Source organism: Paenibacillus woosongensis, from assembly GCF_009725165.1.
GTDB classification, from domain to species: domain Bacteria; phylum Bacillota; class Bacilli; order Paenibacillales; family Paenibacillaceae; genus Fontibacillus; species Fontibacillus woosongensis.
Map to the genome: position 1 here is coordinate 975139 of NZ_WNZW01000002.1, position 13807 is coordinate 988945.

General features: G+C 43.6%; 11 protein-coding genes, 11 tRNA genes and 1 rRNA gene. 5 read left to right on the top strand and 18 right to left on the bottom strand.

Annotation, left to right across the window (positions count from 1 at the left end; genetic code table 11):
* Positions 1-84: 84 nt before the first annotated feature.
* From GNP95_RS10715 to GNP95_RS10730, 4 genes are all read right to left on the bottom strand, one after another.
* The gene (locus tag GNP95_RS10715) at positions 85-786 is read right to left on the bottom strand and encodes a BofC C-terminal domain-containing protein (RefSeq protein WP_330163345.1); all 702 of its coding nucleotides are present in this window, start codon (positions 784-786) and stop codon (positions 85-87) included.
* A 111-nt stretch (positions 787-897) separates the two neighbouring features.
* Positions 898-971 (bottom strand) — tRNA-Pro (locus GNP95_RS10720).
* 181 nt (positions 972-1152) lie between these two features.
* Complete coding sequence (locus GNP95_RS10725) at positions 1153-2835, bottom strand: ABC transporter ATP-binding protein (RefSeq protein WP_155610784.1); 1683 nt, start codon at positions 2833-2835, stop codon at positions 1153-1155.
* A gap of 42 nt (positions 2836-2877) precedes the next feature.
* Entirely contained in the window at positions 2878-4233 is a 1356-nt protein-coding gene (locus tag GNP95_RS10730) for a PqqD family peptide modification chaperone (RefSeq protein WP_196427133.1), read from the bottom strand.
* Positions 4234-4781: 548 nt separating this feature from the next.
* Between GNP95_RS10730 and GNP95_RS10735 the strand changes: the two genes are divergently transcribed.
* The 4 genes from GNP95_RS10735 (at position 4782) to pdxR (ending at position 8558) form a co-directional block, all read left to right on the top strand.
* The gene (locus tag GNP95_RS10735) at positions 4782-5141 is read left to right on the top strand and encodes a GntR family transcriptional regulator (RefSeq protein ID WP_230873738.1); all 360 of its coding nucleotides are present in this window, start codon (positions 4782-4784) and stop codon (positions 5139-5141) included.
* Entirely contained in the window at positions 5138-6016 is an 879-nt protein-coding gene (locus tag GNP95_RS10740) for an ABC transporter ATP-binding protein (protein WP_155610787.1), read from the top strand. Before GNP95_RS10735 ends, GNP95_RS10740 begins: the two co-directional genes overlap by 4 nt.
* 16 nt (positions 6017-6032) lie before the next feature.
* The gene (locus GNP95_RS10745) at positions 6033-6689 is read left to right on the top strand and encodes an ABC-2 transporter permease (RefSeq protein ID WP_196427134.1); all 657 of its coding nucleotides are present in this window, start codon (positions 6033-6035) and stop codon (positions 6687-6689) included.
* A gap of 438 nt (positions 6690-7127) precedes the next feature.
* Positions 7128-8558 carry a MocR-like pyridoxine biosynthesis transcription factor PdxR gene (gene pdxR / locus GNP95_RS10750; RefSeq protein ID WP_155610789.1) on the top strand — a complete coding sequence of 477 codons (1431 nt, stop codon included), beginning with the start codon at positions 7128-7130 and terminating at the stop codon, positions 8556-8558.
* Positions 8559-8644: 86 nt separating this feature from the next.
* On the opposite strand, the gene serA is transcribed toward pdxR, so the two are convergent.
* The 3 genes from serA to GNP95_RS26185 all read right to left on the bottom strand — a co-directional run bounded on the left by serA (position 8645) and on the right by GNP95_RS26185 (position 11366).
* A complete protein-coding gene (gene serA, locus GNP95_RS10755) occupies positions 8645-10237 on the bottom strand; it encodes a phosphoglycerate dehydrogenase (RefSeq protein ID WP_155610790.1) in 1593 nt (530 codons plus the stop codon).
* A 198-nt stretch (positions 10238-10435) separates the two neighbouring features.
* Entirely contained in the window at positions 10436-10972 is a 537-nt protein-coding gene (locus tag GNP95_RS10760) for a pyridoxamine 5'-phosphate oxidase family protein (protein WP_155610791.1), read from the bottom strand.
* 250 nt (positions 10973-11222) lie between these two features.
* On the bottom strand, positions 11223-11366 hold the full coding sequence (locus GNP95_RS26185; protein ID WP_230873739.1) for an acyl-CoA-like ligand-binding transcription factor: 144 nt from the start codon (positions 11364-11366) through the stop codon (positions 11223-11225).
* A 486-nt stretch (positions 11367-11852) separates the two neighbouring features.
* On the opposite strand from GNP95_RS26185, the gene GNP95_RS10770 reads away from it, so the two are divergent.
* Positions 11853-12248, top strand: a complete 396-nt coding sequence (locus tag GNP95_RS10770) for a RidA family protein (RefSeq protein WP_155610792.1) — start codon at positions 11853-11855, stop codon at positions 12246-12248.
* A gap of 396 nt (positions 12249-12644) precedes the next feature.
* Here the strand turns inward: GNP95_RS10770 and GNP95_RS10775 are convergent.
* From GNP95_RS10775 to rrf, 11 genes are all read right to left on the bottom strand, one after another.
* A tRNA-Leu gene (locus tag GNP95_RS10775) sits at positions 12645-12725 on the bottom strand.
* A 20-nt stretch (positions 12726-12745) separates the two neighbouring features.
* Positions 12746-12822, bottom strand: a tRNA-Arg gene (locus tag GNP95_RS10780).
* 9 nt (positions 12823-12831) lie between these two features.
* Positions 12832-12906 (bottom strand) — tRNA-Gly (locus GNP95_RS10785).
* 6 nt (positions 12907-12912) lie between these two features.
* Positions 12913-12997, bottom strand: a tRNA-Leu gene (locus GNP95_RS10790).
* A gap of 12 nt (positions 12998-13009) precedes the next feature.
* Positions 13010-13082, bottom strand: a tRNA-Lys gene (locus GNP95_RS10795).
* Between the two features lie 37 nt (positions 13083-13119).
* Positions 13120-13196: transfer RNA gene (locus tag GNP95_RS10800), tRNA-Asp, on the bottom strand.
* A 16-nt stretch (positions 13197-13212) separates the two neighbouring features.
* Positions 13213-13286 (bottom strand) — tRNA-Met (locus GNP95_RS10805).
* 20 nt (positions 13287-13306) lie between these two features.
* Positions 13307-13382, bottom strand: a tRNA-Val gene (locus GNP95_RS10810).
* Between the two features lie 138 nt (positions 13383-13520).
* Positions 13521-13595, bottom strand: a tRNA-Glu gene (locus tag GNP95_RS10815).
* A gap of 3 nt (positions 13596-13598) precedes the next feature.
* Positions 13599-13674, bottom strand: a tRNA-Asn gene (locus GNP95_RS10820).
* Between the two features lie 6 nt (positions 13675-13680).
* Positions 13681-13797: ribosomal RNA gene (gene rrf, locus GNP95_RS10825) — 5S ribosomal RNA — on the bottom strand.
* Positions 13798-13807: the final 10 nt, after the last annotated feature.

A 13807-nucleotide genomic window follows, 5' to 3' on the forward strand; every position in this document is an offset into this window, starting at 1 on the left:
AGGAAAATCTTTGTAGAACTTTGTCAGCGGCAACAAAAAAAGAGACGTTTGGACAACGCCTCTTGGCATGATAGTATATACGCTTTATTCATCCTTTTGTTGCATGACCTTCCTGGCCGGCATGGCTGCAAATTCGCTGAATGTTGACAGTACGCTGTTGTACTCGTCCAAATCCTGTATGCGGATGCCCTGATGCAGATGCAGCAGTACGTCAGGGGGCAGAGAGCTTTCCATCGTCTCTACGTCTAATTGGAAAAAGGTTTTAAGCACCTTCTCTTTATCTGGAGGTCCATCGAACAGACTGAGATTCCCCTGCTGGTCGATCCCGAAATATCCGTTGCTTCTGCACGTCTCCGACAGCTCATTGATCTGCTGCTCAAACCAGACGTCTCCTTGGGCATCAATGCTTCCCTGCCAGCCTGGATTAGAACGATATATTTCAATGACTTCATCGGGACTTAAGGTTCCCAGGACGGAACTCTCTTCTCCGCACGCATATATTTTGTTTAAATGAACGGTTCGCCGCTGCCTGCTTTGGTTCAATTGTTCGATCCAGGCTGATTCCAAATCAGTCTCCTTGCCTGCGCCTATGGCCGCTTCCCTGATGATTCCCAGCGTTTCCAGAGCAATCGGCTCCTTGGCCATCAATTGCTCCATTTGATTGGACAACATCAGTCCGAGCCAAGTCATCATGGTGACCAGCCCGCAGCCGCCAATCGTCCAAATAGCGCGTCTCCATCTTCTCCACCGGCGCCTTAGCTGTCTTTTGATACGGAAGATATTCACTGGTATCCCCTTCTATCGGTCGATATTTATTGTTATTGTGACCGGAGGGAGATTGAATTATACAGAATACAAAGAAGCAGCCACTCTAAAGAATGGCTGCTTCTTTGTATATCGGGACGACACGATTCGAACATGCGACCCCCTGGTCCCAAACCAGGTGCTCTACCAAGCTGAGCTACGTCCCGATGACAAGTAGTTCATAAATGATTTCTTGTAGCGACTCCTTTTTGGGTCACTTCTAAGATAATATCACTTGGAATCAAATGTGTCAACACTTTGTTTTTCAGCCATCAATCAAGTCAAGGAAGCTGCTGCTTCATGCAGTCGGCCTCCTTGGATTTTTATGATTACACCTATCCTCTATCCTCATTGTCCTTGTAATACTAGGTTATCTTTATATTGGTCCAAGTCGATGACTTTATTAATATAATCATACTGTTCGGCTTGATGAGAAATTACAATTAATATATGACAAAGCTGCTCGGCATTTAAAATGCCCGCGATCAGGTCTTTCGTATCTATATCCAAATTCGATGTCGCCTCATCGAGAATAATTAAATCCCGGTGAACCAAAACAGCTCTTAAAAACGCGATCACCTGCGTTTGCCCGCCCGATACGCCAAAGCCATTCTGCGAGATTTCCGTATTCAATCCTTTTGGGAGTTTTTCAAGATAACCCATCAAGTTATATTTCTGGGCTGTCGCGATGACATCATCTATTGTTTTTCCTGTTTGTCCAAAAAGGATGTTATCCGCCACCGTTCCTTTGAATAGAAATATGCTTTGGGAGACGATGCCTATCCGTTTCCTTATCGAGTTAATATCTAGCAGCGAATAATCCTGCTCATTCATCATGATTTGCCCCTGAACAGGCTTATACAAGCCAGTAATCAGTTTAATGAGCGTTGTTTTTCCTGAACCGTTCAAGCCGCGAAGAAGCACTCGGTCCCCGGTTTCCAGCTCAAAGTCCATGTTTTGGATAACCCATTCCTTGCCGGCCTCATATTTAAAGCTTACTTCTTTGAAACGAATAGTGCTGATGCTTTCATCAAATCCCCGAGCGCCGGCCATATTTTCGTTTTCCGTTTCCAGGATCCCCTTAATTCTGCTTATGCTGACGCACACCGGCTTTAATGTAACTTCAATGCTGCCAAATGCCTGGGTCGTCGCGAGAAGCTTCGACAAATATAACGAAAAAGATGTATATATCCCTATCGTCAGATCATTGTTCAGAATTAATATTCCGGAGATGAATAAAACAAATGTCGTTACCAGGTTATTGCTTAAAATAATATTTTGAACAAAAAACACGAAATTCAGGCTTTGTTTAAGCAAACTTTTAATCATGCTTTCCAGTTTTCTGTTAAGCTTTTGAATCTGCGTGTCTTTTCCGACCAACAGTTTGATCTCTTCTATGCCATTTAACGTCTCGAAGACCTCTCCATTCAATTGAGCCGATGATTCATAGACTCTAGTGGTGCTTTCAGATATTTTGCGGGATGCCTGCCTGGATATAATAAAATACAGCGGAATGATAATAAGGGTTGTAAAAGTCAGCGTGGAGCTCAATTGGAACATCACAAACAGAGAGAATATAAAATCAAAGATGCCGGTTACCGTCCCCAAAAATGAAGGGGAGAACAATACGCCTAAGCTTGAAGACTCCGAGATTCTACCTAGGGTATATCCCTTGTCATGTTTATTGTGGAAGGCTAGGGGTGCATCTATGACCGATTCTACGGTCGATACTCTAATCTTATTAACAACCTCATATTGAACCTTGGAAAAGATATAGGAGTAACCTATGTTTACCATGTAACCAGCAATATAAATTATTGCCATTAGCAGGGCTATTTTCAATAAATCGAGATAGCCTTTATTCATTAAAATAATATTATCTATGGAGTACCCAATTAAATAAGGGATGGGGGTGATCAGCAATGATGACAGTCCCATGCCTATCATCCCAGTCATAAATTTGTATTTAGATTGCTTTAAGTATGGCCATAAAAATAGGAGATTTCTATATTGGAATTCCTTTTTGCTCATATACTTCACTCCAAGGCCCTTGTAATACTTGCCGTGAACGTTCTAAATCAGCAGCTTTTCCTTGATTAAGGCTGGTATCCTATTCTTAAACCATGTGCAATTGTCCCCCATTTCCTTCGCTTTAATGAGCCCTCTTAACACGCAGGCGCTGCAATAATAAATATTGGAACAGCTCCTGCATTCACTCGAGTCAAGCTGCGGGGAAGGCATATTGAAGAAAGCCAAAATATAGTCTCGATTTTCATGGTAAAGCGTCTTAATATCTTTCTCCAGCACATTGCCAATGCTGCTATCAAAATATTTCAAATTGTCCATTGTGCAAATTTTCACGTCGCCCCGCGACGAAATGACGCAATGAGAGGTCAAAGCACCGCAATTTTTGCTGTCAGAACGATTGCTGTCGATAATCGATATAAAGTTGGCGTATTTATTATTGATGATATTCAGCTTCTCTTCTAGCAAAATCATATCCTCAGAGGTCAAATACAAATCATTGTCCGCCCCCATGGCTCTGCCTAAAGAAAGAACGGGAGAGATGCCAAAATGCTCGATGTTTAAACTATGTACCCAATCTGCGATGTTCTCGATTTCTTGAATATTTCTTCTTGTAATGACTGTTGCAGTTCTCATCTTGACATGGTTTTCCGCGAGTTTCATAATATTGCGCTGAATTCGGCTCAACGTTCTCGGGGCTTTGGTAAACCAATGCAAATAATCATCATCTAGGCTGTGGATATCGATTTGAACAACAAACCGGGATTTATTCTCTATGATAATGTCCATGATCTCTTCGGTTAAAGCAATGCCATTGCTTAAAAAGGAAATTTGGTCATATTTTAAACTCAGCGTATACAATAAAATTTCCTTAAGATCGGGATGAATCGTAATTTCACCCCCCGTTAATTCGATCGTGTGAACCCCCAATTCCTCAAACTGAAACAATATATTTTTGATATCCTCCAGGCTCATATCATGATTCCCGACTTTACCGTAATCGCCATAACAATGCAGGCATTTGATATTACATCGGTCGGTTAACTCTAATGTGACAACTTTAGGATACATCGATTTTTCTTCCACGACCTCATAGGAAATATATTTCGGTACTCTGCTATAAATCACGTCTATACCGTGCAGCTTGGATAGATTCATTATAAATTCTGTGACTAAAGCATCTACTCTGTCATAATTTTCGTTATACTTCTCAGACAATAATGCAATGACCTCATCATAAGTTCTCGTGCCGTTAATGGAACGAATAATTTCTGCACCCGTGGGATTCAAGGAAAATGAATGACATCTTCGTTTTTCCAAATCCTCATAAACTTCCATTACGATAATCTGCTCCGAGTATTTCTTCAGCTTCAAATTCTTACTCCATGAAATATAGCTTTTCATCGCCAGACCTCCCATTCCCCGAATATTAGGAATAATATGACCAGGACCTATCCCTGATTGAAGTAGACGATTATGAACTTAGGGATAAGTCCCCCCAACTTCACATAGATTAGTCAACTGTGTTCAAACCGCTCAGTGCAGACACAAGTGTCAATGCCGTAACCGTACATGCCGCACATGCTAAACATCCCCAGCATGTAATGCCATTTGGTTCAACGCTTGGAGCTACCATATTTATCTACCTCCTTTCTATCTTAAAGATTAAAATTTGATGTAATTTCCTTAAAATGTAATTTCTATCTCGATATTAGTTTACAGCGATTGTAAATTCAATAGAGTTACAGGTGATAGTTTTTACAAATTATAGAACAAAGCCCAATATTTTAACTAAAATTAGTGAAGTTAATTTCGTTTAAATGACTTAATAGGAAAATTTATACTAAAAAGAGTAGACAATTTATTTTTGCAGGCGTACACTAGAAGTGTATATATCGTATATATACAAAATAACAAAAGAGGTCGATATGCACATTTCAATTGTTTATTCCTTGAAACAGCCAATTTATGAACAGATTATCGAGCAAATCATCGTTCAAGTTTTAAATGGCAAACTGAAGGAAGGTGATCAGCTGCCCTCAATTAGAAAGCTTGCCAGTGAACTTAAAGTCAGTGTAATTACTACTAAGCGCGCTTACGAGGAACTGGAGAGGACTGGGTATGTTCATACCGTTTTAGGAAAAGGCACCTTCATCGCCTTCCAAGACAAAGAGAATATGAAATCAAGGCAATTGGAGATCATTACCCGAGAATTAGAACGGCTTGTTCCGGAATGCAAAAGGTACAATATCGGACTTAACGAGCTGCAAAGCCTTGTACAGACGATTTACGAGGAGGAAGATGGACCTTGAATGAGGAAGAAAATATTTTGGAGGTTAACAGTATTTACAAGAAGCATAAAGGGTTCGAGCTGCAGCAAGTCAGCTTCTCCCTCAAAAGAGGTTATATCATGGGTTTCATAGGCCCTAACGGGGCCGGCAAAAGCACTACGATTCGCTGTATTATGGGCCTCACTCATCCTGATAGCGGTCATGTCAAATTGTTTAATACCGACGCCGACGCGCAAGACAATATGAAGTCTTTGAAGCAGCGTATAGGCTTCGTATATGACCAGAATGTATTTTTTGAAGATTTGACCGTCGAGAGGAACAAGCAATTGATCTCCATGTTCTACGACCGATGGGATGACAAGGCATTCTACGACTATATTACAAAATTCGGCGTACCTCTATCGACGCCAGTAAAATCCCTCTCCAAAGGCACAGCCATGAAATTCGCTTTGGCTATCGCACTTTCACACCACGCAGAACTGATCATCATGGATGAACCTACTTCTGGACTCGACCCTATTTTCAGAAAAGAATTGCTGGATGTATTGCTAGAAGTTATACAAGACGATCAAAAAGCTATTTTTTTCTCGACGCATAATATTTCGGATCTGGAGCATGTGGCGGATTATATCACTTTCATTCATGATGGGAAAATTCAATTCAGCAAAGAAACGGAAGCCATCCTAGATGATTATGTCATCATTAGGGGGCCCAAGAACCTGAAAGAGCTTGTCGAGGAGCACCGCCCTCTGGCCATCAAATTAACCTCCTTAGGGTTTGAAGCTTTTATGGAAAGGGAGCAGTTGGAACGGCTGGATATGAATCCTGAATTCAAAGTAGAGCGGCCTGCACTGGAAGACATTATGTATTACGTTGTAAAGAGCCAGAATGGTTAAAAAGGAGCTAACTGGTATGTTGAAATTGCTTTTCATGGAATTATACACTCAAAAAAAAATAGCCTTCCTGATTCCGATCATTATGTTCCCTCTTTTCCTCACGCTCGGCGATAGAATTTCAGGCTCAGGCCTGTTCCCCACGATCATCTTCAGTTTAGCCGTCGGGTTTATCAGTTATTTTCTGACGAGCTATTCCAATTCGAATACGGGAGAAACTGAAAAGCTGCAATACAAGCTGCTGCTGAGCTTGCCGCTTTCCCGCAAAATGATTATCGCCGCTAAATACGCCACGATTTTCCTATGGTGGTTGATATCTTATATTTGGCTCATTTTAGTGCTGTTATTGTTGAAATATGCAGCTGGCATCCACATGGAACAGCCGATTCTAAACTGGGAAGTCGCGTTCCTCTCCTTATGCTGCTCTTATTTCATGAACGCGATTTTTTATCCCCTCTATTTCAGATATGGATATCGGACAGCGAATATCATCGGCATCATGGTATTTTTTACGCTATCCAACTTTGCAGGAAAATTAGGTTCGCTGGACCCTTCCAGCCAGGCATTTGCTTCTCTGCTGGCTTACCCGCTGACAACCTTTGCTTCATTGACTGCTGTGTTGGTTTTATTTACTTATCTCATTTCCCTGCTTATTTTTATTAAAACAGATTACTAACTTCTCTTCACGCGATTTTTTATGATATCTATATCGAGGTGAAATATGAACCTTAACAACTCTAAAATCTTTTCTTTTATTATGGCAGCCCTGTTTATCGTCATTGCCATTTCCCAAGCCTTAAGCGGTTATTTGGCGGCAGTTTTTCCCTTCGCATGTGCATTAATTTTTTTATATAGAGGTTTTAATCAGAAATAAACATAACGGCTATAGTAAAAGCTGGGTACAGATGATATCATTCTGCGCCCAGCTTTATTTCATGAATGCTTGCTTGCCGACTTACCATCTTTTATCGATCGCTTAAAGCGAAAACTGTTCATAATTTGCAAAAGAAGGTTATGCCATGATAGCATGTCAATCAATGGATTGTTTCAAATGTCCACGAGGAGCCATTGAGGACAATCCATAATCACAATTTGGAACACTGGAGGTGTATGAATGCTAAGAGTAAACCGAGATGACGAGCGTCCGATCTGGCAGCAACTGCTGGACCAAGCGATCCATAATATTACAACCGGAAAATGGCCGCCAGGCGAACTGCTGCTGCCATCCCGAGAGCTCGCTCTATTAATCGGCGTTTCCCGTTCAACTATACAGATTGTATACGAGGAGTTATACAGCCGCGGGTACACCGTAACCTCTCGACGCGGCGGAACAAGAGTTAGCGAATGGACATATGCTACTCAAACTTCAGGGGAAACTTCGGCTCAAGGACCAATCCCACCCGAATTGCCTTTATTAAATGCTGCAATCGGCCATTTGCACAGTTGGTTCGGAGACAAAGATGAACGAATTATAGAAATCGACTTCACCCCCCATGAGCCTTATTTAGATGAGCATTTTCAAAGGAATTGGAGGCAATCATTTTTACAGGCCTCGTCAGAAGCAGGGTTGGACAGTTGGACTTACGGCGATGCCTATGGATTCCGGCCGCTAAGAGAACAGATTCAACGTTATTTGTCGCTTGAACGGGGGGTCCATGTGGATATCGATCAAATCATATTAACCTCAGGCGCACAACACAGCATCGATTTGATCGCCCAAGCTCTTTTACATGAAGGAGATACGGTTTCGGTTGAAGATCCCGGCTTCCCTGCTGCCTGGATGGCGATGAAGTATCGGCGTATGCAAGTTGTCCCCGTTCCGGTCGACGAATACGGGCTATGCGTAGACCGCATTCATCCCGGATCCAAACTTGTGTTCGTTACACCATCGCACCAGTGTGCGGTTGGGGTTATTATGTCGGAACCCCGCAGGCAGCAATTGTTGCATATGGCTGCTGAGCAGCGGTTCTGGATTGTCGAGGATGATTATGACAGCGAATTTCGATACCGCGGCGATCCGCTTCCAACCTTGTTCAGTCAACAACCTCAGAATACATTGTATATGATGAGCTTTTCCAAAATGATTGCTCCTGGCATTCGGATATCGGCAATCATCGGCCCCAAAGAGGCCATCCGTCAGCTTGCCCAAATCCAGGAATTAACCTATCGTCATCTTCCGATTATGGAGCAATTAACGCTTGCTCATTTTATCAGACATCGCCATTTCATGCGCCATATGAGGCGTGTTCGAAATGTATACCGGCGTAGACACGCAGCCATGACGAAAGCCATCAATGCGTCAGGTCTCAGTGAACATTTCACTTTGAGCGGCGTAGAAACTGGCTTGCATATGCTTCTTGAATCTCATAAATCGTTTGACGATGAGGCAGTGACGAGCCTAGCGTTAGAAAAAGGAATCCGTGTTTATCCGCTTAGCAGGTATTGTTTGGAAAGCAATCGAAAAGGATGGGTATTGGGTTTTGCTAAAGTAGATGAAGCAGCCATTGAAGAAGGCATTTATCGTCTGGCGGGGATGCTTGTATAATTCAAGCAACTCCGCCATTCCTATTGCATACGCGTTAAGCAACCACAGTGTTGAGATTCTTTTCAACTACCTGCCACATTATTAAATTAGACAAAAGAAACTTCCCGTACCCGCTTGATTTCAGGTATCGCAAATAAGGATTCCATCACATTTTTGGAAGCTTTTTTGTCGTTTTTTAATATCATGACCGCCGAACCGCCAACTTCGTTGCGCCCCACTTGCATCGTGGCAATATTTATACCGCTTTCTCCAAGTAATGTTCCAACACGCCCAATGATGCCTGGCTTATCCTTCTGTGAAATGAGCAAAACATATCCTTCAGGTGTAATATCAACCGGGTATGGCCCGATTCGAACAAGACGCTCCCCAACGCCGGGCACAGCAGACCCTGTCACCCATCTTTCCTCGATTGTCGTCTTTAGTCGAATCGTAATCTCGCTGGACAAGCTTCGGATTGACAGGGATTTTCGAACCACAAAGTGAACGTCACGGATCTTCGCCAAGTGAATGGCATTGACGATATTAACTTGTTCTGCACCGAGATGGTGAGTTAGCACGCCCTTAAGCACATAAGGGATCAATGATGACGTATCGAGATCGGCAAGTTCCCCTGCACACTCCAACGTGATTTCACGTACGGCACCATCGGTCATCTGGGCAAGCGCTTTTCCCAGTTGCTCGCACAATGTAAAGTAAGGTTGTAATTTGTTCAGCAGCTCGGTTGATACGGCCGGCATATTGACTGCATTTTTAAACGGTTCATGTCGCAGCACATGAATAACTTGTTCGGAAACACCGAGGGCAACATTCTCTTGTGCTTCCATAGTAGATGCACCCAAATGCGGGGTAACAATCATTTTAGGATGCCTTAGAAATGGGTGATCCGGTGCTGGAGGCTCATGCTCAAACACATCAAAAGCGGCGCCTGCCACAATACCTTCGTCGAGTGCTTCGACAAGAGCCGCTTCGTCAATAATCCCCCCGCGAGCACAGTTGATCATTCGTATTCCCCGTTTCATGACGTCGAATTGCGGTTTGGCAATCATATGATGCGTATTATTCGTTAGCGGCGTATGAACCGTCATAAAATCAGCAGTTCGTAGGATTTCATCTAAGGTTGCCAGCTTAATACCCAGTTTGTCAGCCCTTTCTTCCGATAGAAAGGGATCGTGACCGATAACGGTCATCCCAAACGCCGCTGCGCGTTTGGCCACTTCAATCCCGATACGACCAAGCCCAAGTACACCGAGTATCTTGTTTTGCAATTCAACGCCAAGGAATGATTTACGATCCCACAGCCCGGCAATCGTCTTGGCATAGGCTTGCGGTATATGCCGGGCCAACGCCATCATCATCGCAAAGGTATGTTCGCACGTCGTAACCGTATTACCATCGGGTGCATTGATCACGATAATTCCTCGGCTCGTTGCGGCATCCAAATCAATGTTGTCCACACCGACTCCTGCCCGGCCAATGACTTTTAAATGAACCCCGGCCTCCATAACACGACGAGTGACTTTCGTTTGAGAACGAACGAGCAGCGCATCATAAGGGCCGATGATGGAAATGAGCTCCTCCTCACTCAACCCCGTTATTTTGGCGACCTCTACATCTTCAGCACTCGTCAGTTGCCGCAATCCAAAATCACTTATGGGATCTGATACCAAAACTTTAAACATTGACCTTCCTCCTTCTCAGCGTGACAACTCTACGGCAGTTGAATTGTCGGCTTGATCAGTGATTGATTCAACCTATACAACATTGCATGGATGAAGAGCACTTGAAACGGACTTATAGAATTTATGGAAAAATATAATAGAGCCCCCGTCTTTGTAATCAAGACCCGTGGCTCTGTTGAAATGTTATTGATTTGTCCTCTACACAGTTTTTCCAGGCTTGAACATTTTATCTTCCTCAATCGGATTTCCTTTCGCGGTGATATAATGAGGATCAATTCTATACACCTGAACCGGACCGCCGAATACTGCTGACCGGTATTTGTCTACGTGCTGCTGAGTTAGCGGCCGATTATAGTAACCAGGCACATACTTATAAATCATTTCCTGCAACATGTGCGTGGCTTCATTCAGGTCGACGATAGGCTGTGCCTTGCCAAAAATAATTACACTCATATACGCTGTGTCCGTCTTGGCTGGCACCGGATCAGTAATCGTTCCGTATTCTTCACAAACCGTGAAGCAGACCTCCGGATTTGCATTCATAACCTGATTTCGTCTCCCACCGGTGGCTCCGTGGAAATAAAGCTTCCCATTTGTCCAGACAAAATTGAGCGGAACAACATATGGCAGATGGCCATCGACCATTCCAAGATGTCCAATCCGAGCTTGCTGCAGAAACGTCTCGATTTTATCCTTGTCCAACACTTCTCTTACCTTGTAACGCACTTCATCCATTCTTTTCACTCCTACTGTACTGATGTATTATTATGTAAGTCTATCAACCATTGGAGTGAATATAAATGTCCATAATTACAGAAATGTAGCAATCCATATCTAACACTGAAAGGGCTATGGCAGGATGCCGGCAACGACGCCGATATCAAGGCAGATAGGGAAACGGAGGCAGGTCGTGCTCCCTGGCTTTGGCTACGCCATCCTGCATGCTCATGCGGATAGCGTAACCACAGAATTCAATCTATCCGCGCTATCTCGATCCTAGCCCTGATATCTTCACGCCTACAACCACTTCTGCAAAAGTTCGTACGGCAAGATCATCCGGCTTGCGTCCAACTCGTTTGGCCACAATTTCTGTAAGGAGCTGCATTGTCTCCAACTCATTTGACGACATATCAGGTCAATCCGGATATCATTGCATTTCGCACGGCTTGAAGCGGGCTTAAATCAGATGGTTGATCTACAAATGAAGCGATAAGTAACGGGTCATAATTATCCGTTAACACCGAAGTCAGAAAAAAACAAAAAAGACGCTAAAAAATCAGCGCCTAATCGCCCAATGAAGTATATGTCCCTCTAACCCTCCGCCTTGTAAAACTCACCGGGAAATCATCTTACAGCAGCGGGAGGAGGGTCCGATTGATATTGACATCAAATCTTATTTCCTCTATATATATATTATAATCTTTTTAATTTTTCTCTTCGCATTTATTAAGAAAGGAGTGTCCAATCCATGAAGAAGAGATCTTTAATGTCTATATCTTTTGGATATGGATACTCTACTGCTGTTTTTTTCTAGAATTCATTATTACGGGTGAAGTGTGTCCAAAAATGAATTGTCATAACAGCAGAACATTCTAATTTGCGGAGGTATTTTAAAATGGATTCCAAAATTACTAGAAAAAATCCTGAAGGTGTGTATGGTCCAGTAGGTAACTACACTCATATTACCAAAATCCCTAGAAACTCTGAGCTGTATGTTACTTCTGGCCAAATTGGGGTGGATCAGAATGGTAACATTCCCGATAGCATGAACGAACAAATCAAGAATACTTTTGACAATATCCAAACCGTATTACAATCCGAGGAGCTAACATCAGAGCATATTATTAAAGTAAATATCTGGGCTACCCAAAAAATAGATTGGGACTATCTATATAAAAAGTGGTCACAATTATTCGGCAGTGATTATCCAGCAATGACAGTTGGCTATATTTCTGAATTAGGTCTACCAGAAATTAAAATAGAAATTGAAATATGGGCCGCTAAAGTTTAAACCGGCTTCAAACCCCTCACGTAAAAGTATTATTTTACATGAGGGGTTTTTCGGCTATGCACATCTAAAAGCCAATAGCCTATGCAATGAGCAAATTTTTGAAGCTAAAAAGCAAATAAAGACTCCATCTTACGCAGTATTCAATTAAAGGTTTGGTAATTTCGGAATATACTTCAGGAGGATAACAAGCAGTATCACTTTACTTAATCTCTATGTCGATGCATTGAGTCAGCGCATTAAGCCTGAGTCATTACGTAGCATTTTCCCATTCTCCTTGAGAGACATGGGTTTAAGAATACAAATCGAAGGTTCTTCAACTCAAGCAATGAGTGGGGAAGTAAAGCTCAAATAAAAAAAGCTCGCTAGAGAATATCTCTAATGAACTCTTTTCGCTAATACCGGTGAGAGGACTCGAACCTCCACGGGTCTCCCCATTCGATTTTGAGTCGAACGCGTCTGCCATTCCGCCACACCGGCATATCATATTCAAATAAAAATGGCACGCCCTGAGAGATTCGAACTCCCGACCTTTTGATTCGTAGTCAAACGCTCTATCCAGCTGAGCTAAGGGCGCATATTTATATGGAGCGGACGACGGGAATCGAACCCGCGACCCTCGCCTTGGCAAGGCGATGCTCTACCGCTGAGCCACGTCCGCAAAACTTGGTGCGCGTGGAGGGACTTGAACCCCCACATCCGAAGACGCTAGATCCTAAGTCTAGTGCGTCTGCCAATTCCGCCACACGCGCAACTCTTAAAAGTGAGCCATGAAGGACTCGAACCTTCGACACCCTGATTAAAAGTCAGGTGCTCTACCAACTGAGCTAATGGCTCAAATCAATGGATTCTCATCCCTTATTCAGAGATGTAATGGCGGAGCCGACGGGATTCGAACCCGCGGTCTCCTGCGTGACAGGCAGGCATGTTAGGCCTCTACACCACGGCTCCACACTAGGTAATGCAATTGCGGGGACAGGATTTGAACCTGCGACCTTCGGGTTATGAGCCCGACGAGCTACCGAGCTGCTCCACCCCGCGTCAGTAATAAAATTTATATATGGTGGAGGCTAACGGGATCGAACCGCTGACCCTCTGCTTGTAAGGCAGATGCTCTCCCAGCTGAGCTAAGCCTCCATAATATTTTTGATGAAAGTGGTGACCCGTAGGGGATACTCTCACTTCGTTCGAGACTGCGATGTTATCGCTAACGACGCTTATGCTCTGACGAACCCCTTTATGGGATTCTCATCCCTACTGATGCTTTAATGAAAGTGGTGACCCGTAGGGGATTCGAACCCCTGTTACCTCCGTGAAAGGGAGGTGTCTTAACCCCTTGACCAACGGGCCATATGGCTCCCCGAACAGGACTCGAACCTGTGACAACTCGATTAACAGTCGAGTGCTCTACCGACTGAGCTATCAGGGAACATCCGCTTGGCGACGTCCTACTCTCCCAGGACCCTGCGGTCCAAGTACCATCGGCGCTGGAGGGCTTAACGGTCGTGTTCGAGATGGGTACGTGTGGAACCCCTCCGCCATTGCCACCAAACGTGCTCAGA